Raw genomic sequence first — 22,032 nt, 5'->3', positions numbered from 1 at the left:
GCTCTATGCGGCCAGCGGGTCCTGCCACAGACGGTGCAGGGCGGTGACAGCTGCGGCGCGCGAGAGGATGCCGTCGCCGGCGCGTTGGATGCTGAGCTGACGTCCCGTCCCGCGCAGCCCCTCGGCGATGATGCGCACGGTGCCGGGGTCTGCGGTGAACGTCTCACCGGCGAAGACGACGGTGGACGGGTCGACCACGTCGACGGCCAGCGAGATGATCCGGGCTAGCAGCGCGGCACGTTCATCGAGGATCTCCCGGCCCACGGGGTTGCGCTCTGCGAGCGCAACCAGGTCCGGCACAGTAGACACGTTCAGGCCGCGCCGCCGCGCGACGTCCAGCACCGCCGTCGACCCCAGGGGGTGCCCGTGGCGGTCCGAGAAACTGCCGGACGCCGCGATGTCATTGAACGCCGACGGCGCGGATCCCGTATACGGCTGGTGCACGGCACTGCCCACAATCCACGCGTGGCCGACGAGCTCACGGGCGTAGACGTACAACGTGGAGGCCAATGGGTCTCGGCCCAGGGAGAGGGGGGAACTGCTGAGCTCGGAGCCGGCCATCGCGCCGACACCGGTGGAGACCGCGACGGGAATGTCGGTGTCGAGGTGGGCGACAGGGTCGACGTCCTGCCAGCCGTAGGACGGTGAGGTGATGCGTCCGGCGTAGTCCACGTGCGCGGAGAAGGCGACACCGAGACTGACCGGGGCGGGGAAGTCGCGGCCGAGGGTCATCAGGGCGTGATGAACGGCCTCCATGGCGTCCTCCGGGCCGAGTTCGGCGACCGGGAGGCGCAGGGTCCGCTTGCGGAGAGGACGGCCCACGCCGTCGACGGCGACGAGCTGGGTGCTGCGCAGGCCTACGTGCGCGCCGAGCGCGGTGAGATTGCGCCCGTCGGGTTGCAGGGTGGAGCCGGGCCGGCCCACGCCGCCACCGCTGGTGGGGGAGACCTGTTCGACCAGCCCAGCGTCGATGAGGGCGCTGACGTGGCGGGTTACCGTGGGTTGGGACATGCCGAGATCTTCGTGCAGGCGTCCACGGGTGATGCCGGGGGACGTGCGGATCTGGTGGAGGCACTTCGCCGGGCCGGTGGCGGGGGCGGTGAAGTGCGCAGTCGGAGAGAGTTGGACGGCGGTCATGGCACTCAGCGTAATTCAGATCACGCTGAAAAGACAGACCGCTCGGTCTATCAATTCGTGGTGAGTAAAACGTTCGCCGCGCCTGCAGACTGGATGGTCTACTCAGCGGTCATGACACAGAACATCACACTGCACTGGTTCCTACCGACCTCGGGCGATTCCCGGAATATTGTGGGCGGCGGGCACGGTGCCGGCCCGGAACGGGGGGAGCGGCCCGCTGATCTGGACTACCTCTCCGAGGTGGCGCACGCTGCCGAGCGCAATGGCTTCGAGTCCGTACTCACCCCGACCGGCCGGTGGTGCCAGGACGCCTGGGTGACCACGTCTGCGTTGTTGGCCACCACCAGCCGTCTGAAGTTCCTCGTGGCCATCCGCCCGGGCCTCATCGGTCCTTCACTCACCGCGCACCAGGCCGCGACCTTCCAGGATCTTTCCGGGGGACGCCTGCTGCTCAATGTGGTGGTCGGTGGAGAGGACTCCGAGCAGCGGGCCTTCGGCGACTACACCACCAAGGCGGAGCGCTACGGCATCGCCGATGAGACCCTCGCCGTCGCCGACCACCTCTGGACGTCCGATGAACCGTTGACGTTTCACGGGAAACATCTCAGCGTGGACGAGGCTGCACTGAAGCAGCGTCCCGAGGTGGTCCCTCCGGTCTACTTCGGTGGATCCTCGCCCGAGGGAATCGAGGTGGCGGCGAAACGATCGGACGTCTACCTCACCTGGGGCGAACCTCCGGAGCAGGTAGGCGAGAAGCTGGAGCGCGTCCGGGAACGGGCCTCCGCCCACGGTCGGACGCTGGAGTATGGCGTGCGTCTTCACGTGATCGCCCGGCCGACCGCCGAGGAGGCGTGGTCGGTGGCCCAACGACTCTTCGACTCCCTTGACCCCGAACGTGTGCGGGCCGCACAGGAGGGACTCGCGACCTCACAGTCCGAGGGGCAGCGGCGCATGAGCGAGCTCCATGGCCGCGGCGCAGACTTCGCCCCGGGGCAGGACGCCCGGACGTTGGAGGTCTCGCCGAACCTGTGGGCCGGTATCGGTCTAGTTCGTGGTGGCGCGGGTACCGCTCTCGTTGGATCCTACGAGGAAATCGCCGAGCGGATCGACGACTACCGTGCCGTCGGTGTAACCCACTTCGTCCTCTCCGGGGTTCCTCATCTCGAGGAGGCCTATCAGGTGGGGGAGGGGGTCGTCCCCGCCATCCGTGCTCGCGGCGTCACTGTGACGAATTTCGACGCATGAGGAGGGTACCTCTCCATCTCCTGACATTCGCCGGAGTTCTCGCTATCTGGTGGCTCCTCGCACGTTTCACGGGAATCGATCCGGTCCTGCTACCCGGCCCCGACGACGTAGCCCGACAACTCGTCGACACAAACTTATGCACAAGCACCTGTGGAGTTCAGGACTACTTCCTCTGGCAGCATCTCCTCGCCACCTTGCAACGTATCGCGGTGGGCCTCACCGCCGGCATCGTCGTCGGTGTGCTGCTGGGATGGTGGCTCGGTTCCAATGCGACGGTCCGCAGTCTCGTGGAGCCATACCTCTCCTTCCTCCGGGCATTGCCGCCTCTGGGCTACATCGGTCTGCTAATCGTGTGGTTCGGAATCGGGGACCTGTCGAAGGTGATCCTGCTCTTCCTCGCGGCGTTCCCGACGGTGGCCGTGGCCACGCTGCTCGGTGTCACCGGTGTGCGCCAGGACTGGATCCGTGCGGCGACTTCTCTGGGCGCTTCCCGGGTGCAAGTGTTCCGCACCGTATTGCTGCCCGCCGCCCTCCCGGAGATCATCAGTGGCTCCCGAGTGGCCGCCGGACTGTGCTGGTCCGCCATCGTCGCCGCGGAGATGAATGATGGCATCCCCGGCATCGGCGGGCTCGCCTATATCTCGGGCACGCAGCTGGACACCTCTCTGACGATCGCCTGCATCATCGTCATCGGTGTCGCGGCACTGATCGTGGACAAACTACTCCTGGCCGTCGAAGCCCGGTACTCACCCTGGAGGACGAAACAGTGACCATCCGCAGAACGGCCGCGCTGTGCGCGGCGCTCCTCCTCACGTCCGTCGCCGGATGTGTGGGCCCGCCGGCGAGCGAGTGGGACGACAGGGGAGAGGACGCAACGTGTCCCGTGAAACCCTCCGATGCCTCCGGCTCGGTCCGTGTCGCCTACCTCGGGGGCCCGGCCACGGACCTCTATACCGAAGCGACCGGACTCGCCGAGGCGTGCCTGCCGAATGCGGAGATCGACTGGACGCGCTACCCGACGGGTCAGGACATCGTCCAGGGATTCGCCGCCGGCTCAGTGGACGTTGCCGCGTTGGGTTCGACCCCCACCACGAAGGCGCTCAGCGAGCCGCTCGATCTTGATGTATCGGTGGTCCAGGCGAACTCGGTGATCGGGACGACTGAGGCTTTGGTGGCGAAGGATGCCAACTCGATCAAGGACCTCAAGGGCGCTCGTATCGCCGTGCCGTTCTCCTCTACGGCGCACTATTCGCTTCTCAACGCGCTCATCGATGCCGGTCTTGACCCATCGCGGGACGTGGAGATCACCAACATCTCGCCGGACAAGTTGCCGGCGGCGTGGAAGTCCGACAGGATCGACGCCGCCTATGTGTGGGATCCGACGTTGCAGGAGTTGAAGGACGGTACCGGTGGAACGACCCCCGGTACGGTGCTCACGGACTCCGAGGAGCAGGCGGCTGCGGGCCATGCGACCTACAACGTGTCTCTGGCCTCCAACCCGTGGGCCGAGGCGAATCCGGACCTCCTGGCCACATGGTTGGAACTGGAGTCCTGGATCGCCGATCGTACTGGAGAATTGGATGACTTCGTGTCGGTGAATGCGACTGCGTCCGGGATGGACGAGGACGCCGCGGAGCTTCAGGTCGACGGTCAGCAGTTCATCCGTGGAGACGAACAGACCGACTATCTCGACGATGTCGCGGAGGCCTTGCATTCCACCGCTCAGTTCCTCGTGGAGCAGGGCGACATTCCGAGTGCGAAGCAGGACTACTCCGACGTGGTCCGCACAGACCTGTGGGAGGACAGCAAATGATCGAGTTGAAGAGTGTCGGTGAGATCTACCGGACGCAGAGTGGGGGTGAGGTCGAGGCATTGCGGGACATCTCTCTGCGCTTCGAGGACGGCGAGATTGTCTGCCTCGTGGGGCCGTCCGGCTGTGGCAAGTCGACGTTGCTGCGACTGCTGGCCGGATTCCTGGATCCGAGTTCCGGGGTGGTGGAGGTCGACGGGAGCAAGGTTCGTGGACCGGGTACGGAGAGGGGAGTGGTCTTCCAGCAGCCCACGTTGTTCCCGTGGTACTCCGTACGGGAGAACACGAGGCTGGCCCACCGTTACTCAGGCAGTGAGGAGCAGTCCGCGCGTGCCGATGAGTTGCTCGCACTTGTCGGTCTCGAGGATGCGGCCGATCGGCTGCCTCATGAACTGTCTGGCGGCATGCAGCAAAGAGCCCAGCTCGCCCGGGTTCTGGCGGCTGGACCGGAGCATGTATTGATGGATGAGCCTTTCGGCGCGCTTGATCCCTTCACCCGCGAGCAATTGCAGGCAGAGCTTCTCCGGGTGTGGGCCACGGCGTTCCCCTCTGTTGTCTTCGTGACGCACAGTGTGGAGGAGGCGCTCTTATTGGGCCATCGTGTGGTCGTGATGGCGGGCGGTCCGGGCAGGGTGTTGGAGGAAGTCGCGGTCCCTAAATCGCTCCGAGCCGATGTGGACGCAGATGTTCCACGTGAAACCATCCAGGCTCGCCTTCGGGAACTGTCGACGAATCCGGAGATCGTGGATCTTCGCCGCCAGGTCACCGAGCTCATATCCTCGGTCAGTCAGATCTGATTCTCAGAACTGGTCCGCCAGCGGTAGTGGTGTAGTGGCCGTTGTCTGGGCCGATCCAGTGGATGGTGATCCCGGCGTCCTCGGTGGAGCACGTCCACCGTCTCTGCGTTTTCAACTTATGGTGGTGTCGGCAGAGCAACTGTCCGTTCGCCACGGAGGTGGGACCATTGCTCGTGGAGTCCGTGTGCGGACTGTTCTCGATATGGTCGAACTCGCACTGGGATGCGGGCACGGTGCAGTTGGGGAAGCGGCAGTGAGTATCCCTCCCCATGATTGCGGCCTTGTGTTTCACGGGAAACGTGTAGGCCTCCACTGGGTCAAGAGTTCCGGTGAGGAGTCGTGGGGTATGAGCCCGGGACTCCAGCATGTCGGCCGCCGCGGTGGACACCCAGCCGACTCCGGGGACGAATCCGGGGCCGTAGCCCGTGTGATCGTCCTCGGTCAGACGGTAGAGGTTTACCGTCACAGTGATGTTATTCGCCCCATCTCCAAGTGCCTCGAAAATGACCTTGGCACGGCAAGCTGACAGTGATTCCCGGACGTCCGAGATCTCCGTGGTTTTCTTTAGCTCCTGGAGCTCTTTCCAGCCGGCCGTGTTGACTGCATCCCAAATACGGGTCGCGGCGGCCTTGCTGCCGCAGTCGAGCACGATCCGGTTGTCTCGGCGGAAGACGCGGGCCTGGCCGGTCTCGAACTCCTCCGTCTCGGTGACGAGGTCCGAGTCGAGAGCGAGGATGACTTCCTCGACGAGGTCCCCAAGTGCCTCGAGCGGCACGGGGGAGGGGTAGGTGATTCCCTCGATCCACTCGACGACCGCGCACTCGACGGCGAGGTCCAGTGCCCGGCGTACTGGCTCGGCCTCCCGGGAGGTGAGGGGCCGGAGATGGCGGTTAATGATCAACCACACGAGATCCAGGTGTTCGACACTGAGCCGCCCGTCCTCGCCGGCGATGTCGAAGAGATCAGGCATACGCACGCCGAGTTCGCCAGAGTGAGCGAACCGGCGTGCTTCACCACGTCCCCGTCCTCGGCGGGCCAGTGCGGTACTGTGGCGTTGATCCCCGGCAATGGTGGCCAGGTAGGCAACCAGGGCCATCTCGGCCCTGTTGATAGGATAGACCAGTAATTCAGCGTCCGTCGGCATCTCAACCAGGTCAACTGCCATGGTCCCCACCCCTTGTCCGGAACTGCACTTCGGAGATATTTTCCTTTGTTGGTGAACACTCTACACAATGACTCGGACATGGTCAACCACCTGTTCGAATAGATCGCACAAGGGGTCAAAATGGGGGCACCCGCAATATAGACCGCTTGGTCTGTATAATATTCATGGTGTGACCTGCGCAAATACTTCCCCGCCATGCAATGCCCCTTGCGCTTCTGCAGACAGACTGGTCTACTGGTCATCATGATCACAGCACACACGGACACCGCGTCCACACCCCGTCTTCCCCTGGCCGTCCTGGCAGCAGAGGTCAACGGCACCATGATGTGCGTGGTCATCGACTCCTACTTCGACGAGAGCCTGGCCCCCGGACTCGTCTCCGTGCGCATCCCCTCCGACGACCTCACCTGGCGCCAGCTGCGAACCGCCCCCCGCCTGGGCATTTCCGTACTCAACCCGCTGCAGACCATGGGCGTGGCGAACATCGCCCACTCACTGTCCGCCGAGGACGGTGCGGGCGTCGTCGACGGCGCGGCGGTGCACCTGACCACCCGTCTCTATCAGGAGTTCGACGCTGGCGACCACATCGTCGCCCTGATGCACGTCACCGGACGCCGTACCGGCGACATCGCACCGGAACAGCGCGACTACCTGTTCGCCGCCGCCTGAGCCTCGTCCGCCTCGATCTCCTCGGTGAACTCCCGCTTGCTCGCCTGCCACTCGTCCTCGACCATGCCGAGACGCCAGTAGCCGGAGATCGAGACGTCCGACTTCGGGACACCGCTGTCCACGAACAGGTGACGGCGCAGGTCACGGATCATTTCCGCCACCCCGTGGATGAACCACTGGGTCTCGCCGGACGGTACACCCGCCGCGACGACGGCGCGGACCAGTTCCGTGCCGTGCGTCGCGCCATCGCGCTCGACCCAGTGGATCGTCGTACCCGGGTGTGACGGGGCGGGCAGGTGCGCGTCGGCGTCCGACACCTCGACCCACGCCTCCGCCGTGACGTCCTGCGGCAACGCCTCGATACCGGCGAAGATTGCCGGGGCGGCGGCCTCGTCGCCGGCGAAAACGACGTGCTCACCCTCGGGGCGCCACGCGCCGCCGGGGCCCATGAAACCGATGCCGTCGCCCGGACGGGCAGCGTCCGCCCATGGCCCGGCCAGTCCCGAGTCTCCGTGGGAGACGAAGTCGATGTCCACGGTCTGTGCCTCAGCGTCCCAGGAACGCAGCGTGTACGTCCGCGTCACCGGCCACTCCTCCCGCGGGAGCTCCTCGCGCACCTGCGCCGGGTCGAACGGCCAACTGTAGGACGCCCCCTCCGGCGGGAAGAGCAGCTTCACGTAGTGGTCGGTGTGCGCCAGGTCGGCGTAGGGCAGGGAGTCGCACGCGAGCGTGACGCGCACCATATCGCGTGAAATCCGGGAAGAACCGGTCACGGTGGCGGAGTGGACGGGACGGGCGGGACGGGGCATGGACAGGCTTTCCTTCTACTGCGGTGTCGGTGGTCGTCGACCATGGTACGCACCTGACCCGGATATGGGTCATGAGGTGGTAAGATTGCCAGGTCTATACCTAGTCTTCTGGAAGGGATCGCACCGAAGTGAGCGACGACAACTACGGCGGCGGCGAGACGCTGTTCGACCGCATTACCCCCATTGACCTCAATGAGGAGATGCGGAACAGCTACATCGACTACGCCATGAGCGTCATCGTCGGCCGTGCGCTGCCCGAGGTCCGGGATGGGCTGAAGCCCGTCCACCGCCGCGTCCTGTACGCGATGTACGACTCCGGCTTCCGCCCGGACCGCAGCTACGTCAAGTCCGCGAAGCCGGTCGCCGAGACGATGGGTAACTACCACCCCCACGGCGACACGGCCATCTACGACACCCTCGTGCGTATGGCGCAGCCCTGGTCGATGCGTTATCCGCTGGTCGACGGGCAGGGCAACTTCGGTTCCCGCGGTAATGACGGCCCCGCCGCCATGCGTTACACGGAGTGCCGGCTGACCCCGCTGGCGCTGGAGATGGTCCGCGACATCCGCGAGAACACCGTCGACTTCTCCCCGAACTACGACGGGAAGACGACCGAGCCGGACGTCCTGCCGTCGCGCGTGCCCAACCTGCTCATGAACGGTTCCGGCGGCATCGCCGTCGGCATGGCGACGAATATCCCGCCGCACAACCTCAATGAGCTCGCTTCGGCCGTCTTCTGGCTGCTGGAGAACTTCGAGGCGGACGAGCAGACCGCGCTGGACGCCTGCATGGAGCGCGTCAAGGGCCCGGACTTCCCGACCTCGGGCATGATCGTCGGCGACACCGGCATCAAGGACGCCTACACCACCGGACGTGGCTCGATCCGCATGCGCGGCAAGACCACCATCGAGGAGGAGGGCAACCGGCAGATCATCGTCATCACCGAGCTGCCCTACCAGGTCAACCCGGATAACCTCGTCGCCTCGATCGCCGAGCAGGTCCGCGACGGCAAGATCGCCGGCATCGCGAAGATCGACGACGAGTCGTCCGACCGTGTGGGCATGCGCATCGTCGTCACCCTGAAGCGCGACTCCGTGCCGCGCGTGGTGCTGAATAACCTGTACAAGCACTCGCAGCTGCAGACCAGTTTCGGTGCCAACATGCTCTCCATCGTCGAGGGCGTGCCGCGCACGCTGCGCTTGGACCAGATGCTGCGCTACTACGTGAAGCACCAGATCGAAGTTATCGTCCGGCGCACCCAGCACCGGCTCGACGAGGCTGAGAAGCGGGCCCACATCCTGCGCGGTCTCGCCAAGGCGCTGGACGCCTTGGACGAGGTCATCGCGCTGATCCGTCGTTCCCACACTGTCGACATCGCCCGTGAGGGCCTGCGCGACCTGCTCGACATCGACGACGTGCAGGCGGACGCGATCCTGGCGATGCAGCTGCGTCGCCTGGCCGCCCTGGAGCGCCAGAAGATCGTCGACGAACTCGCCGAGATCGAGAAGACGATCGCGGACCTGAAGGACATCCTGGCGTCCCCCGACCGTCAGCGCACGATCGTGCACGACGAGCTCGCCGAGATCGTGGAGAAGTTCGGCGATGAGCGCCGCACCGAGATCGTCGGCGCCACCGGCGACGTGTCCGAAGAGGACCTCATCGCCCGGGAGAACGTGGTCGTCACGATCACCTCCACCGGCTACGCCAAGCGCACGAAGGTGGACTCCTACCGCTCGCAGCGCCGCGGCGGCAAGGGTGTGCGCGGAGCCGAACTGAAGCAGGACGACATCGTCCGGCACTTCTTCGTGTGCTCCACGCACGACATCATCCTGTTCCTCACCAACTACGGACGGGTCTACCGGCTCAAGGCCTACGAACTGCCTGAGGCCAGCCGGACCGCCCGCGGCCAGCACGTGGCGAACCTGCTGGAGTTCCAGCCAGGCGAGCAGATCGCCCAGGTCATCCAGATCCAGTCCTTCGAGGACGCTCCCTACCTGGTGCTCGCCACACAGCAGGGCCGCGTGAAGAAGTCGCACCTCACCGACTACGACACCGCCCGCTCCGGCGGCCTGATCGCCATCAACCTCAACGAGGGCGACAAGCTCATCGGTGCGCGCCTGTGCACCGGGGAGGACGACCTGCTGCTGGTCTCCGAGGAAGGCCAGGCGCTGCGCTTCACCGCCGACGACGACACGCTGCGTCCCATGGGACGCGCCACCGCCGGTGTGAAGGGCATGCGCTTCAAGGGCGACGACCAGTTGCTGGCGCTCACCGTCGCCGATGACAACTCCTACCTTCTGGTCGCCACCTCCGGCGGCTACGGCAAGCGCACCGCGGTGGAGGAGTACCCCGTGAAGGGGCGCGGCACGCTCGGCGTGATGACCTTCAAGTACGACCCGAAGCGCGGCAAGCTCATCGGCGCGGCGACGGTGGGCCTCGACGACGAGGTCTTCGCCATCACCTCCGCCGGTGGAGTGATCCGTACCCCGGTGAAGCAGATCCGCAGCTCCTCGCGGGCCACCATGGGTGTGCGTCTGGTCGATCTGGCCAAGGGTGTGGAACTACTCGCCATCGACCGCAACGTCGAGGACGAGGGTGAGGAAGCCGTCAACCAGACGGCGGAGCAGTCATGAGGGCCTCGCTCCGGGAGATCGCGCCGCTGAGCGCGCTGAAGATCGGTGCGGTCCTCAGCGCGTGCATATTCGCCGCCTGGATGGTCGCTGCAGCCCTGATCTACATCTTCCTGGGTCTCGGTGGCGTGTGGGACCGGATGAACAACCTCCTGGCCGACCTCATCGGTGCGGACCGGATCTCCGCCGGCCTGTACTTCGGTGTGGCCGCCGGTGTGGGGCTGCTGGAGTTCATTGTGGTGACTCTCTTCGCTCCCGTCACGGCGCTGCTCTACAACGCGGCGACCGGTCTCGTGGGCGGACTGCGCGTGACGATCACGCCCGAGTCAGTGGACGAGCGGCAGGACGCTGAAAACATAGCCTGACCACACGGTTTGTGTGTTCGGGGCTGTGTGGGTAAAGTTCTGTCTCGTTCGAGGGCCTATAGCTCAGGCGGTTAGAGCGCTTCGCTGATAACGAAGAGGTCGGAGGTTCAAGTCCTCCTAGGCCCACTAGTAAGACCCCCCTCGGGGCTGTAGCTCAATTGGTAGAGCATCTGCTTTGCAAGCAGAAGGTCAGGGGTTCGATTCCCCTCAGCTCCACTAGAGAAACAGCAGGCAACGGGCACTTTCCGATAATTCGGGAGGTGCCCGTTCTGTGTTTCAGTAAGCAGTCAGTAAGCACGGCATTCATGTCCGGCCGGTGCCGCGACTGTCGGATCGTTGCGGCTGTGCAGAACGGAGAAGTGGGACAATGCCACTGATACCGCCGTCGGACAAGCCCGTCTGGGTTGATGAATACGAAGACACCGCCTGGGCGTCCTCAACGACCGTGACCGGAGAGACAGCAAGGGAGGACAGGAATGACGCCGATCATCATCGATGCCGAGACCCGCAGGGAGCTGTGGCGCGTCAATGAGTGTGCAGGGCACTGCGACCTGACACCGTCGTCGTGGCGTGCATACAGCTCCAAAGGCCGCACGCCTGAAGCAGTCGGGAGCCTCGACGCGAAGACACCGTTGTGGGACGCCGAGGCTGTTCGTGAGTGGCAGGCGTCGCGTCCGGGGTCGCCGGGGCGGCCTCATCACCGACAGTAGGACGCTGGCCGCGCGGGGTTTTCTGGAAAACCACGTAGGCGCGCACCCGGGGGGTACGCGCCTACGGCGAAAGGTAGTGCACCATGCCAGGTGCGCCATCGGAGGGTTCATCACGCCCACCGCGATCAGTATAGAACGGGCGTTACAGAAACACAGGATGAGTAACTCCCCGTGAATAGAACTACCCCCGCACGGTGGTGAACTCACGACGTCCTTCACCGTAGGTAGATAATGTCCGGGTAGGGACCGCCGGAAAAGTGAGGGTGTGATGAAGCGTCTACGCACCACGGGCATTGTGCTGATTCTCTTCATCGTGCTTGCCGGCATCACGGTCACCGTGACGGCGAACTTTCAGCGGACCTTTAGTCCCGGTGCGTCCTGCGGTAGTTCCAGGGGCGTCACCGACGCGCAGTCGGCGAAGGGGGACGAGAACGCCGGTCTTGTTGTCACCCCGGACCGCTACGCCTCTGACATCGCTTGCCGCGTCCTGGCGGCCGGTGGCACCGCAGCGGACGCCGTCGTCGCGGCCCAGTTCACCCTTGGCCTCACCGAACCCCAGTCCTCCGGACCGGGCGGTGGGGCCGTGGCCGTCTACTACGACGCCGGGACGGACGAACTCAGGACGTGGAACGCCGCGGTGCCTGCCCCGCAGGACGGTGGCACCCGCTCGGGCGTGCCCCAGACCCCGCAGCTCATGCGCTCCATGCAGGACGACTTCGGGGTTGCGGACTTCGATACGGTCCTCGCCACCGTCGCCGAGCTGGCGGAGGACGGTTTCGTCGCCAGTGCTCGATTCGCCGGTGCCCTTGCTCGGCGGGTCGACATTCTTGAGGCAATGCCGTGGCCAGGGATCGACGCACAGAACCTCCCGCGTGCGGGGGATGAACTGACCAACCCCGACTATGCCGCTTATCTCCGCGATCTGGAGGTCACGGGGCGTATCGAGCCCGAGGAGCCACTGTGCACCGGCTACCGAGGGCACCAGGTCTGTGGGTCGGGTTCCACCGGCACAGGGATGATGGTTGTCGGGGAGGCGCTGGGAATCCTGGACCGCGCGGATATCGGCGATGACCTGCGGCACGTGGTCACCGAGGCCGAGCGTCTGGCCCTGGCCAACGGCAATACCTGGATGCAGGACCCGGAGGTCGACCCCGCGCTCTCGCAGGCCTATCTGGACTCGCTCGTCACCGACCCCGAGCACTTGCAGCGCCAGGCCGACCGGATCGATCCGGACGCGACACTGGGGCACATCGAACCGGACCGTCTGGTGGGCAACCAGGGGACGTACTTGCCGAATCTGGAGGAGGGCACCTCGCAGATCACGGTGCGTGACGGCCACGGCAGCATCGCCAGCGTCACAACCACGCTGCACCAGCACTTCGGTACCGGCGAGCTCGTCGACGGCTACTTCCTGAACAACTCGCTGAACAATTTCAGCCCGGGGTCCAAGACGACCAACCAACGGGCCCCCGGGGTGCGTCCCAAGACGGCGATGAGCCCCGTCATCGTGTTTGAGGACGGCGATCCCGTCCTCGCGCTGGGCAGCCCCGGCGGCGGGGCGATCCCGTCCTACGTGATCAAGACGATCGTGGGGTTCCTCGATGCGGGTATGTCCGCGCGGGATGCGGTGGATTCTCCGAATTACGGTGCTACTGGACGTGACGCGACTTACACCGAGGGGGATGGTGTGGGCCACGACAGTGGATTAAGTGTAATTTCACGAGAAGGGCGTTATTTTCGGGCTGAAGCCGATGAACGCGCAGGCGGAACGGCGCGCGCAGCAGGGTGATAGAAGTCGGATTTATGGACTATAAAACGGCTAGGGGAACTGTGAAATTGCTGCTGGTGTAATGCTCATATAAGTATTATTCTCGCAGGTAGACGGCGCAGACATCAGCATCATAGTTGCCACCACGGAAGTGGTTTGGTCATGCATGTCTTGAGGGAACATTGCCGTGTCCCCATTTAATTTCGGGTATCTGAAGGAGATCTACCCATGCTCGCTTTTTTGTCCCTGTCCGCACTTGCTGCGACCACTGGGATGGCGGCTTTTCATCGTAAGGAAGTCCGCCACCGGCGGCGAATGGACAGTCTGGAAATAAACGTCCACGTCAACGGAATTCGGGGCAAGTCCACGGTCACCCGCATGATTGGGGGAGTGCTTCGCGAAGCTGGAAAGACCACGATCTCCAAGACCACCGGAACCTACGCCTGCGTGATCGACAGTCAGGCCGGTGAGCACCCCATCAAGCGCACCGGCCCGGCGAACATCAACGAGCAGTACCGCTTCCTCGCTGAGTGGATCGACGGTGCCGACGACCCGGTCGAAGCCCTGGTCGTGGAGTGCATGGCGGTGAAGCCGAAGTACCAGACACTGTGCCAGGACGTGATCCTGCGCTCACCGATCACCGTGCTCACCAACGTCCGCCTGGACCACCAGGAGGACATGGGCGACACGCTGGAGGAGATCGCCGCGTCCCTGTGCTGCACTGTCCCGGAAAATGGACTGGTGATCACCGGCGAGCGCGACCCGAAGCTGATCGCGATCATCCGCGAGCACTGCGAAGCCCGCGGCTCCCGCCTCATCGTCGCCGAGGAGACGGACCTCTCGCGCAGCCTGTGCGGCAGGTTCGACTACCGCCAGTTCGAGGAGAACGTGGCGGTCTGCCTCGCCGTCGCCGCCGAGCTCGGTATCGACACCGACGCCGCAGTGCGCGGCATGATCGCCGCCGAGCCGGACCCGGGCACCACGCGGATCGCTCACGTCCGCGACACGGAGACCGGACCGTTCTACTGGGTGCCGATGTTCGCCGTGAACGATTGGGAGTCCACGACCCGTGTCTTCCGAGACGTTGTCGACGATGACCTTCCGTCCTGCAAGAAGGTCGTGGCGTTGAACAACCGCGCCGATCGCACCGACCGGGCGGCGATGTTCGTCGACCTCGTCGCCACCGACCTCGCCGACGACATCGATCGGGTCGTGCTCTACGGCGAGATCCAGGACGTGGTCCGGCAGAAACTGCTCAACGCGGGCATCGATGACGACAAGATCGTCACCACCAGCGACCTCGACGGCGAGCAGGGTGCGGACGGGCGCGACCTCGTCGCCCGCGCCCGGGCAGGTTTCGAGGGCGAGGACGTCGCCATCTTCGGCATGGTCAATATCCACACCGACCACGTCACCGCCATGGAGCGGTACGTCGGCGAGCTCGCCGAGGAGCAGGAGCGTCTCGAGGTCGTGGCAGCATGAGTTACCAGATCATCGGATCCACCGGATTCCTCACGGACTACGTGCACGTCACCTTCCTCTTCGGCCTGGTTATCAGCTACCTGTACTTCCGGCGTCGGCAGATCTCGGTCGGCGGTTCGCTGGCCGTGGGCTACCTGGCGTCCTCGCTCTACATGCCGCTCAATGTGTTGGCGACGCTCATCGCCGCATTCATCGGTTTCGTCTTCATCAAGTACGTGGTGCTGAAGGTCTTCCTGCCGCGTCCGCGCCAGATCTTCGCGATCGGCCTGGCCGTCGGCGTGGCCTGCGGCGCGCTGTGGATGGCGCTGTCCAGCTGGCTCCTCGGCGGACTCTCCCTCGACGGCCTTTCCCTGGTCGGCGTGATCGTGCCGGGCATGCTGTGCAACTCGCTGATCAAACAGGGCGTGGTCCGCACGGCGGTCCCGCTGGCCTGGATGGTGCCGGCCGCGGGCCTGGCAGGGCTCGCAATCACCATGCTGACCTCCACCATCCTGCCCTGGTCGTTGTCCTCTACTCTTGTTGACGTCAACGTCCGGCCCCTTCCGATGCTGTTCCTCATGAGCGCCCTGTCGGTGCTGTTCGCCGTCCTGGTGCAGGAGGGCACGGTGCGCTCGCGCAAGCTGCGTACCGGCGGGTACGTCACCGCCGGCGTTATCGTCAGCGTGTTGACCAGCCCCGAGTACCTCGTGGTGCTCGCCGCCGCCACGCTGCTGGTGCTCGGCGTGTACGTGCCGTACTCGCGGAAGGTTCCGCTGTTCGGCAAGGACCGTTTCGTGATCCTGTGCACCATCTCGTTCGTCATGGTCACGCTGGCTGAGCTGGTGATGGCGGCCCTGACGGGTATGCGGTTCAACGGCCCGGCGAATGTGGTGTTCTGCGTGCTGCCGGCGATCATCGCCAATGATCTTGTGCAGTACGGGGTCAAGCGCACGTCGGTCGGCATGGGACTGTCGATCGCCGGTTGTGCCTCGGTCGCGGTGCCGGTGATGGTGTGGGGCTGAGACGTCGGGCGGCGGTTGCTCCAGTCGCCCCGTTCGTGGTCCTGGCGATGGTCACGGGATGTTCAACGCCCGAACCTGAGCCGCTGCCAACCGCCTCGCCGGACGCCTGCTTCCACGGCGGGCTCGAGGCGCGTGGAGCCTCTCGCGGTGGCATGGTGTCCACCCCGGATCCGGACGCGACGCGCGCGGCGTGCACCGTCCTCGCCGAGGGCGGGACGGCGGCGGACGCCGTGGTCGCCGCCCAGTACGTCCTGGGCCTGACCGAACCGAACTACTCCGGCCCCGGTGGGGGCGGATTGGTGGTCTACTACGATGCGCAGACGGGTGAGACCTCGAGCTTCGACGGAACGGTCTATGCGTCGGACGCTGAGGGATCCATCGGTGTGCCGCAGACCGACCGGCTCATGGACTCCCTGCGCCAGGCACATGGCGTGAAGAGTCTGGCGGAACTCACGGAGCCGGCACGGACGCTGGCGTCCGACGGGTTCGTCGTGACCGAGCGTCTCGCCGCGGCGATGAATGCGCGCCACGGGATATTCGAGGAACTCCCGGCAGCCGGGGACGTGCTCACGAACCCGGAATACGCCGAGTACCTGGCGGACCTGGAGGGCACGGACGAGCCGATCGAGGCATCCGACCCGTTGTGCGTGGACTACCAGGGACATTCGGTGTGCGGGTCGCACTCCACGGCCACGGGCATGATGGTCGTTGCCGAGGCGCTTGGCATCCTGGACCGGCTGGATCTGGCCCGACTGACCCCCAAGGACGGGGTGCCGCGGGCGACCGCGCAGCACCTGGTGATGGAGGCCGAACGCATCGCATTTACCGACGCCAACACGTGGATGGGCGACGGGACTGAGCGGTACGTCGACCAGATCGTCACCGACGACGACCACCTTGACGACGCCGCCGATTCCATCCGGCAGAAGACCACGCTCAGCGACCTTGAGCCGACAGATCTGGACGGCCTCAGCGGTGAATACGAGGACAGCGATGACCAGGGAACCTCCCAGGTCACCGTGCGTGACTCGGCGGGGAGCATGGCGAGTCTGACCACCACGCTGCAGCGCAGCTTTGGCAGTGGGAAGCAGGAGAACGGCTACTTCCTGAACAACTCACTGGACAATTTCAGCGCCAACGCCGATGCTGGCGATCCGAACTACCGCGAGGACGGTGCGCACCCGCGCACGATGATGTCGCCGGTGCTCGTCTTCGACGGGGACGACCCGGTCATGGCGTTGGGTTCGCCGGGTGGACGGAAGATCCCGTCCTATGTGGTCAAGGCGCTGGTGGCGATGGTCGACTGGGATCTGAGCCCGGACGAGGCGGTGGCGATGCCGAATTTCGGTGCCACCAACCGCAACAGCGTGTACGCCGCGCGTGGGGATGCCGAGCAGGCCCGGATGCGTGGGCTGTTGGAGGACTGGGGCCACGACCTCGAGCCCGGACGCTTCGACTCCGGGCTTAGCGTGATCCGTGTCCGAGACGACCAGGTCGAGGGTGCTGCGGACCACCGACGCGACGGTTCCATTGCCGGGGTGGACCTGGACTGAGCCGGGGCGAGCCGGTTATGTGCTCCGGCTCGGCCGGGTGTACGATATCCGGTGTTGTCTCCACGTGAGACTTCGGGGCTATAGCTCAGTTGGTAGAGCGTCGCGTTCGCAATGCGAAGGTCTGGGGTTCGATTCCCCATAGCTCCACAGAGAGCGGTTCACGAACTGCAAGGGCCGGAGGTCACGAACTCGAAAGGGTTTGTGACCTCCGGGTTTTCGTTGTCGTGGTCGGGGTGCACCTGAGGATTGAAGGGTGTTGGGATTTCGGCGAAACACGGCAGTTTCCCTATGGAATCCCAACCGCCCGGCTCTCCCGAGGGGTTCCGGGTGGGCAGGTCACGAACTTCTCCGGCGGGCTCTGCGAAAGCGACCTTCCACATGCCATGGACGCAGTTGGGGATCCTCAGGGGCGGCCATACGTCCATGAGGATCGTCCATTTCAACCAGTGCAGGTCGTGGATGTTCTGGGTGCGGTTGAGGATGACCTTGAGGGGGATGTCGGTGGACCGCGGGTCGCTCAGGTCCACGGGGGCCGAGGCAGTGATGCTCGTCGAGCCGGTCCAGATGTTCGGGTAGGGTGACGGCCCAGTGGAGGCGCCGTCGAGATCATAGAGTGCGCCGGGAGGACGCAACCACACTCGGGAAAGGCGTAGGGAATCCGGAGGCGCTCACGGCCGACGTCCGTGCGCTACTCATCATGCGGAGACAGGGGCGGACTACCGCCTGGTCCTCGGGGCTGTGTTGTCCTTGGTGAGTTCCACATCGAGGATGTCGGGATGCTCGGCGAAGTACTGGTCCACCACTGGCGGGGTACCAGTGTCCGGGGTTTCGCGGTTGGTGGTCATGGGCTCTCATTTCTCGTCCGGGATCTCGTCGCGGATCCTGGCGACCGTGGCCAGTTGCTTGGGCGTGAGATCTTCCATCTGTTTACGGTCGGTCATCAATGCCCACCACACTGTGGCGTCGATCCCGCAGTGCCCGCAGGTACGCGGGGAGACCACACCCCACGCGTCCATCTGCGGCGGATAGTCCCAGCCGGCGTCGTGGGCCTCGGAAGAGGTCAGCGACTCGGTCTTGCCGCAGGCCTCGCAGGCGTGGTTGAAGGGGACGTCGGCCGGGATCAGGCGGGGATCGGGATAATCGGGGTGAACGCTCATGCCGATGCTGCGTTCCTGCGCAGGTTTTCGCGGCTGATGTTGAGCTCGTCGGCGACGCGGGACACCGCGCCGCGGGCGGCGTCGAGGTCCGCCTGGGCGTGCAGGGGCAGTTCGACGGCTCCGGCTTTGAGCTCGGAGGTGTACTTCGAGGGCACGGGGATAACTCCTTTCGCAATCTTGTTCCCTCTATTAAACCCGGGTCGAACCAAGTCAGACCGCGTAGGAAATGATGGGAGATCCTGATCATGCTGGAGGTACTCTAGGAGGTGCTCTTGGTGGAGCCGGGATGGGTACAGGCGGGTGCCTACGCTGGCGTGACCCTCGGAGCTTTCACCGGTCCAGCAGCACCAGTGATGATCCTTCTGGGGGCTGCATATCTCGGCTACCTTGGCAATGAAGTAGGGCAGAATATCTTCGAACCAGTCGGTCAATCCATACAAGATTTATTGAAATAGGGTCTATCTAGGAGCATAGGATATGGACGGCTTAAAATTATGGGCGATATTTACAGTGTCCGTATATACAATAGGAATCGTATCGGTGTTTTATATCTTCGGACAAAGAAAAAGGTGCCCCATAAGTCATCAGTTATCCGAAGCGGTATTCTTGAACTTTTCGATTCTTCTTTTTGTCCCTATCACTTTTTCGGTATTCACTGAAACATCTGTTGTGAGATATGCCGGTTTTTGTTTTGGGATGTTTCTGTTGTTTACGTTGTCCCGTTACTATGTAAGTATGACCGTAGTTCCACCATCGCCCAAGTATCTATGGAATGCAGAGAAGGTGCTTTGGAAATACATTTCCAGAAAGGCGTCTCGATGACTCGGCGGAACTCGTATCGGCGGGTCAGTGTCTAATCAACCATCGTATTCTCACATAAACCACCCGGCGGGGGAATGAACGGCTACAGCGGGGCGCCATGGCACTCGGCATGAACTGCGATATGGCAGTATGCGTTGACCACGTTGCGTAGCACTTCCTCGCTCTTCCCGCGTACTAGGATTCTCCCCGCCCTTCGCGGCCTACGGAATACATCGCAATATCAACGATCCATCCTCATTGTATCCTGCCCTAGTTGCGGCATTGGCCCTAGAACTCGACACTCCTGAATACCGCATCACCGCTGTCACGCCGGAGGGTTGAGTTCATTCCGATTCCACCGCTAGAAGGTCCACTTCCTATATGGCGGATGACAATTCAAAAGTTGAAACCAAACAGTACTTGTATCATGATGTCAATGGTCACGTAGTCTGGGTTGTCATGGAGATTAACGCTGCCGATGAAGGCAGGATTGTTCTGGACACATTACGCAATCCTTAAACACATACGGGCTGACCAGAAAATCGTGGACAGGTAATTGGGCGAAGAGCCGCTTTAATCTTCATTTTCACCTTCCTGCGAGGCGGTCAGTTTCCGGGTCAATTTCCGCCATCGGCGGGTGCGCTTATCCTGGATAATATCCCAACTTCTACTCGTTGGAGGTTTGTAATTTACGATCGGCCAGGGATTCGGAATCTTCAATGGAATTGCGCCGCCAGTGATGCGATGTAGCATCCTGTTAAACAACCATCCTACCGCATGAATCGGACCAGCCGTGACTGTGTAAATATCCGCAAACAGCCGAGGAACTGTAACATGGCTTCTATAGTTGGCGAAAATGAAGATCGGTAGGGATAGGTAAAATAAGCCAATGAACCCTAGTAATCCTCCTTCTGGGGCATTGTAAATATAAATTCCTATCGCTGCTGACATTGCTGCGAGGATCCACAGTAAGGTTGTCCAGAAGCCGAACATGTCAAGGCCTTGTGAGGCCAATAATCCAAATAGTAACATCGGAACTAGACAAGCTACCGCAAAATAATCCATTTGTTCTTCCTGGCGCTCCTCTTCGCCTAGCCAGTTTCACATTTTCTCGCCAGGCCGGTCACTATCCAAACCTCCGACACTACCTAGCCCGATTTGTCGCCGGACCGAAAAATACCTTTTCGCTGGCGTTTTCTATTCTCTTTGGTCGACCAGTAGTCGATGCCCCATAATGGACTGACGAAGAGAAAATATATCACGTTGAACGCTGAAGCGGGAGTTACTGACGAAAAGAGTTCATCGTCCGGTTCCTTCAGGGCGATCGATCTAACTGATAGAAAATGACCGAAGATGGCTGTGGCGGTGAGTGAGGACGCAATCCAGTTGGTTACCGGTATCGAGAAGAACAGTAACGCCACAAACAGGTAGATTGATTTACATGAACCCCTGATATAGCGACCGAGAAAGAAATCCTGGCCGCCAGCGATCGCGCTCCATACAGCGATCTTGTAGGTACGCGACTTCGTCCGTTGGACCCGTTGATTGCCGATGGTTTCCGGGTCGAGATCGTCGTACTGTTCTGGCTGGTATCCAAAGATTCCAATCGCTCCTTGGTGGTGTCACAGGGGTGGGCACCGGAGATACTACCGGTCTCCCCAACACCTGGGAGTGGCAGCTGTCATGATGGCATTGATTCGGACACCGTCACCGACGGCGAAGGCGCTGTCAGCTCGACGTCATTCGTTCTGTTCGGCCGCCTGCGAATCAGACCCACGCTGCTAGCCAATCAGCGCAGCGATCCCACCGCGGATGGAGCGGAGGACCGCGGAGAGCAGCGATGCCACGCCGATCAGCCAGAATATGACTAGCCCAAACACTGGCCCGTCACCCCGCAATGCGAAGAAGATAACCAGGGTGACCAGTCCGACGGCCAAGAGTAACGCTGACTGCCTAGCCCGGCGGGCTCGAGGGATGTTGTCACATGCTGCAGAGATGAGACACGCGAGGAAGCCGCAGATTGCGACGTTCCTGTTCCACCAATCGGCATCCCCGAACCCCGTGTTCTCCAAGGTGCCAACCAGACCATAGGCCCCAAGGAGCATCACGACCGCTTCAAGTACGGGCAGTCACAATAGCATCGAGGAAAAGGGGGAGCGTCTCATCACACACCTTCTGACATTCGACGCGATTCTTGGACCGTTCGCAAACAAAGAAACCCGCCGGTCAGCCGGCGGGTTTCTCTGTGCGTGGGGGCGTTGTTACTCGTTGTCCTCCACGTCGGCCTCCCAGGTGCCGTCCTCGTCCTGCATCCAGGAGATCGTGCCGTTCTCGAACTGCTGGGTCCAGCCCTGCATGGCGTCCCCGGACTCCGGGGCGGTAGGCAGGCCGATCTCGTTGTCCAAGCCGCCGTCGTTCGCCCAGGTCTCACCGATCATGCCGATGAGTGGCGTGACCTCGCCGCTGTCGTTCTCCACGGCCCACCCGTTCTCGAACGTGGCCAGTGTCGCGCCGTTGGCGCTCTCCACGCTCTGCACGGCACCCCACTCGCCCTGCTCGCCGCCCGCCTCGTCGTAGGCGGCCTGCAGGCCCTCGGGGAGCTCGGTGTCGCCTGAACCATTCGAGCCCTCGGCATCGTCAGCACCGTCGGTCTCGGTGGACTCCGCCTCTGTGGAGTCGGAGCCGCCCATGGCGTCGGACGCCTCGGCGGCGCCGCTCTCCGCGGCCGAGCTGGCGTCCGAGACGCTGTCGGAATCGTCGTCACTGCACGCCGCCACTCCGAGGAGGAGGCCGCTTGCGGCGACGGCGGCGAAGGTGCGTTTGAGATTGGAATTCATGATGGAACTGCCTTCCGTGTCAAATCGGGGGAGTAGTTCACCTCCCCTTTCTACCTGACAGCGACGTAGCCTGCACGGCTATGCTTGTCGCTGTCA

Annotated in this window: 19 protein-coding genes and 3 tRNA genes; 14 read left to right on the top strand and 8 right to left on the bottom strand. The window is 63.4% G+C overall.

Going from position 1 to position 22,032, the window contains the following annotated elements; translation table 11 throughout:
• Positions 1 to 3: 3 nt before the first annotated feature.
• Positions 4 to 1,137 carry a MarR family transcriptional regulator gene (locus ACT3SZ_RS03815; protein ID WP_444616815.1) on the bottom strand — a complete coding sequence of 378 codons (1,134 nt, stop codon included), beginning with the start codon at positions 1,135 to 1,137 and terminating at the stop codon, positions 4 to 6.
• A 111-nt stretch (positions 1,138 to 1,248) separates the two neighbouring features.
• Here ACT3SZ_RS03815 and ACT3SZ_RS03810 point away from each other — a divergent pair, with 111 nt between their 5' ends.
• The 4 genes from ACT3SZ_RS03810 (at position 1,249) to ACT3SZ_RS03795 (ending at position 4,989) form a co-directional block, all read left to right on the top strand.
• Positions 1,249 to 2,382, top strand: coding sequence for an LLM class flavin-dependent oxidoreductase (locus tag ACT3SZ_RS03810; RefSeq protein WP_444616814.1), 1,134 nt, complete (start codon positions 1,249 to 1,251; stop codon positions 2,380 to 2,382).
• A 194-nt stretch (positions 2,383 to 2,576) separates the two neighbouring features.
• Positions 2,577 to 3,152: an ABC transporter permease gene (locus ACT3SZ_RS03805; RefSeq protein WP_444616812.1), complete on the top strand. Its 576-nt coding sequence runs from the start codon at positions 2,577 to 2,579 to the stop codon at positions 3,150 to 3,152.
• Positions 3,149 to 4,195 carry a taurine ABC transporter substrate-binding protein gene (locus ACT3SZ_RS03800; protein ID WP_444616811.1) on the top strand — a complete coding sequence of 349 codons (1,047 nt, stop codon included), beginning with the start codon at positions 3,149 to 3,151 and terminating at the stop codon, positions 4,193 to 4,195. The genes ACT3SZ_RS03805 and ACT3SZ_RS03800 overlap by 4 nt, the downstream gene beginning before the upstream one ends.
• Complete coding sequence (locus tag ACT3SZ_RS03795) at positions 4,192 to 4,989, top strand: ABC transporter ATP-binding protein (RefSeq protein ID WP_444616809.1); 798 nt, start codon at positions 4,192 to 4,194, stop codon at positions 4,987 to 4,989. Before ACT3SZ_RS03800 ends, ACT3SZ_RS03795 begins: the two co-directional genes overlap by 4 nt.
• On the opposite strand, the gene ACT3SZ_RS03790 is transcribed toward ACT3SZ_RS03795, so the two are convergent.
• Entirely contained in the window at positions 4,976 to 5,959 is a 984-nt protein-coding gene (locus tag ACT3SZ_RS03790) for an HNH endonuclease signature motif containing protein (protein WP_444616807.1), read from the bottom strand. The two genes, ACT3SZ_RS03795 and ACT3SZ_RS03790, sit on opposite strands and share 14 nt — an antisense overlap.
• A gap of 438 nt (positions 5,960 to 6,397) precedes the next feature.
• On the opposite strand from ACT3SZ_RS03790, the gene ACT3SZ_RS03785 reads away from it, so the two are divergent.
• On the top strand, positions 6,398 to 6,823 hold the full coding sequence (locus ACT3SZ_RS03785) for a flavin reductase (protein WP_444616806.1): 426 nt from the start codon (positions 6,398 to 6,400) through the stop codon (positions 6,821 to 6,823).
• On the opposite strand, the gene ACT3SZ_RS03780 is transcribed toward ACT3SZ_RS03785, so the two are convergent.
• Positions 6,802 to 7,632, bottom strand: coding sequence for a siderophore-interacting protein (locus ACT3SZ_RS03780; RefSeq protein ID WP_444616804.1), 831 nt, complete (start codon positions 7,630 to 7,632; stop codon positions 6,802 to 6,804). The two genes, ACT3SZ_RS03785 and ACT3SZ_RS03780, sit on opposite strands and share 22 nt — an antisense overlap.
• Before the next feature lie 128 nt (positions 7,633 to 7,760).
• On the opposite strand from ACT3SZ_RS03780, the gene gyrA reads away from it, so the two are divergent.
• The 9 genes from gyrA (at position 7,761) to ACT3SZ_RS03735 (ending at position 17,288) form a co-directional block, all read left to right on the top strand.
• A complete protein-coding gene (gene gyrA / locus ACT3SZ_RS03775) occupies positions 7,761 to 10,265 on the top strand; it encodes a DNA gyrase subunit A (protein ID WP_444616802.1) in 2,505 nt (834 codons plus the stop codon).
• Positions 10,262 to 10,627: a DUF3566 domain-containing protein gene (locus ACT3SZ_RS03770; RefSeq protein WP_444616800.1), complete on the top strand. Its 366-nt coding sequence runs from the start codon at positions 10,262 to 10,264 to the stop codon at positions 10,625 to 10,627. The genes gyrA and ACT3SZ_RS03770 overlap by 4 nt, the downstream gene beginning before the upstream one ends.
• Positions 10,628 to 10,679: 52 nt before the next feature.
• A tRNA-Ile gene (locus ACT3SZ_RS03765) sits at positions 10,680 to 10,753 on the top strand.
• Between the two features lie 17 nt (positions 10,754 to 10,770).
• Positions 10,771 to 10,843: transfer RNA gene (locus tag ACT3SZ_RS03760), tRNA-Ala, on the top strand.
• A 762-nt stretch (positions 10,844 to 11,605) separates the two neighbouring features.
• Positions 11,606 to 13,126: a gamma-glutamyltransferase gene (locus ACT3SZ_RS03755; protein ID WP_444616798.1), complete on the top strand. Its 1,521-nt coding sequence runs from the start codon at positions 11,606 to 11,608 to the stop codon at positions 13,124 to 13,126.
• 207 nt (positions 13,127 to 13,333) lie between these two features.
• Complete coding sequence (gene pgsB / locus ACT3SZ_RS03750; protein ID WP_444616796.1) at positions 13,334 to 14,587, top strand: poly-gamma-glutamate synthase PgsB; 1,254 nt, start codon at positions 13,334 to 13,336, stop codon at positions 14,585 to 14,587.
• Positions 14,584 to 15,588 carry a poly-gamma-glutamate biosynthesis protein PgsC/CapC gene (locus tag ACT3SZ_RS03745; protein WP_444616795.1) on the top strand — a complete coding sequence of 335 codons (1,005 nt, stop codon included), beginning with the start codon at positions 14,584 to 14,586 and terminating at the stop codon, positions 15,586 to 15,588. The genes pgsB and ACT3SZ_RS03745 overlap by 4 nt, the downstream gene beginning before the upstream one ends.
• On the top strand, positions 15,579 to 17,141 hold the full coding sequence (locus tag ACT3SZ_RS03740) for a gamma-glutamyltransferase (RefSeq protein WP_444616793.1): 1,563 nt from the start codon (positions 15,579 to 15,581) through the stop codon (positions 17,139 to 17,141). The genes ACT3SZ_RS03745 and ACT3SZ_RS03740 overlap by 10 nt, the downstream gene beginning before the upstream one ends.
• A gap of 74 nt (positions 17,142 to 17,215) precedes the next feature.
• Positions 17,216 to 17,288, top strand: a tRNA-Ala gene (locus ACT3SZ_RS03735).
• 569 nt (positions 17,289 to 17,857) lie between these two features.
• Here the strand turns inward: ACT3SZ_RS03735 and ACT3SZ_RS03730 are convergent.
• The 5 genes from ACT3SZ_RS03730 to ACT3SZ_RS03710 all read right to left on the bottom strand — a co-directional run bounded on the left by ACT3SZ_RS03730 (position 17,858) and on the right by ACT3SZ_RS03710 (position 21,936).
• Positions 17,858 to 17,986 (bottom strand): hypothetical protein, encoded by a 129-nt coding sequence (locus ACT3SZ_RS03730; protein WP_444616792.1) that lies wholly within the window; start codon positions 17,984 to 17,986, stop codon positions 17,858 to 17,860.
• Positions 17,987 to 17,992: 6 nt separating this feature from the next.
• Complete coding sequence (locus tag ACT3SZ_RS03725) at positions 17,993 to 18,298, bottom strand: hypothetical protein (RefSeq protein WP_444616791.1); 306 nt, start codon at positions 18,296 to 18,298, stop codon at positions 17,993 to 17,995.
• Entirely contained in the window at positions 18,295 to 18,453 is a 159-nt protein-coding gene (locus ACT3SZ_RS03720; protein ID WP_444616789.1) for a hypothetical protein, read from the bottom strand. Before ACT3SZ_RS03720 ends, ACT3SZ_RS03725 begins: the two co-directional genes overlap by 4 nt.
• 1,219 nt (positions 18,454 to 19,672) lie before the next feature.
• Positions 19,673 to 20,164: a hypothetical protein gene (locus tag ACT3SZ_RS03715; RefSeq protein ID WP_444616787.1), complete on the bottom strand. Its 492-nt coding sequence runs from the start codon at positions 20,162 to 20,164 to the stop codon at positions 19,673 to 19,675.
• A 1,196-nt stretch (positions 20,165 to 21,360) separates the two neighbouring features.
• Positions 21,361 to 21,936 (bottom strand): LGFP repeat-containing protein, encoded by a 576-nt coding sequence (locus tag ACT3SZ_RS03710; protein ID WP_444616785.1) that lies wholly within the window; start codon positions 21,934 to 21,936, stop codon positions 21,361 to 21,363.
• Between the last annotated feature and the right edge of the window lie 96 nt (positions 21,937 to 22,032).

The sequence above is a fragment of the Corynebacterium sp. AOP40-9SA-29 genome, assembly GCF_052377405.1.
Classification (GTDB): Bacteria; Actinomycetota; Actinomycetes; order Mycobacteriales; family Mycobacteriaceae; genus Corynebacterium.
The sequence above is the reverse complement of the archived record's forward strand: the minus strand, read 5'-3'. Positions and strand labels throughout refer to the sequence as shown.

Coding starts and splice junctions, on each gene's coding strand:
- ACT3SZ_RS03795 (WP_444616809.1), top strand. CDS start 4,192: ATGATCGAGTTGAAGAGTGTCGGTGAGATCTACCGGACGCAGAGTGGG.
- ACT3SZ_RS03725 (WP_444616791.1), bottom strand. CDS start 18,298: ATGAGCGTTCACCCCGATTATCCCGATCCCCGCCTGATCCCGGCCGAC.
- ACT3SZ_RS03715 (WP_444616787.1), bottom strand. CDS start 20,164: ATGGATTATTTTGCGGTAGCTTGTCTAGTTCCGATGTTACTATTTGGA.
- ACT3SZ_RS03770 (WP_444616800.1), top strand. CDS start 10,262: ATGAGGGCCTCGCTCCGGGAGATCGCGCCGCTGAGCGCGCTGAAGATC.
- ACT3SZ_RS03790 (WP_444616807.1), bottom strand. CDS start 5,959: ATGCCTGATCTCTTCGACATCGCCGGCGAGGACGGGCGGCTCAGTGTC.
- pgsB (WP_444616796.1), top strand. CDS start 13,334: ATGCTCGCTTTTTTGTCCCTGTCCGCACTTGCTGCGACCACTGGGATG.
- ACT3SZ_RS03730 (WP_444616792.1), bottom strand. CDS start 17,986: ATGACCACCAACCGCGAAACCCCGGACACTGGTACCCCGCCAGTGGTG.
- ACT3SZ_RS03745 (WP_444616795.1), top strand. CDS start 14,584: ATGAGTTACCAGATCATCGGATCCACCGGATTCCTCACGGACTACGTG.
- ACT3SZ_RS03810 (WP_444616814.1), top strand. CDS start 1,249: ATGACACAGAACATCACACTGCACTGGTTCCTACCGACCTCGGGCGAT.
- ACT3SZ_RS03815 (WP_444616815.1), bottom strand. CDS start 1,137: ATGACCGCCGTCCAACTCTCTCCGACTGCGCACTTCACCGCCCCCGCC.
- ACT3SZ_RS03710 (WP_444616785.1), bottom strand. CDS start 21,936: ATGAATTCCAATCTCAAACGCACCTTCGCCGCCGTCGCCGCAAGCGGC.
- ACT3SZ_RS03780 (WP_444616804.1), bottom strand. CDS start 7,632: ATGCCCCGTCCCGCCCGTCCCGTCCACTCCGCCACCGTGACCGGTTCT.
- ACT3SZ_RS03785 (WP_444616806.1), top strand. CDS start 6,398: ATGATCACAGCACACACGGACACCGCGTCCACACCCCGTCTTCCCCTG.
- ACT3SZ_RS03755 (WP_444616798.1), top strand. CDS start 11,606: ATGAAGCGTCTACGCACCACGGGCATTGTGCTGATTCTCTTCATCGTG.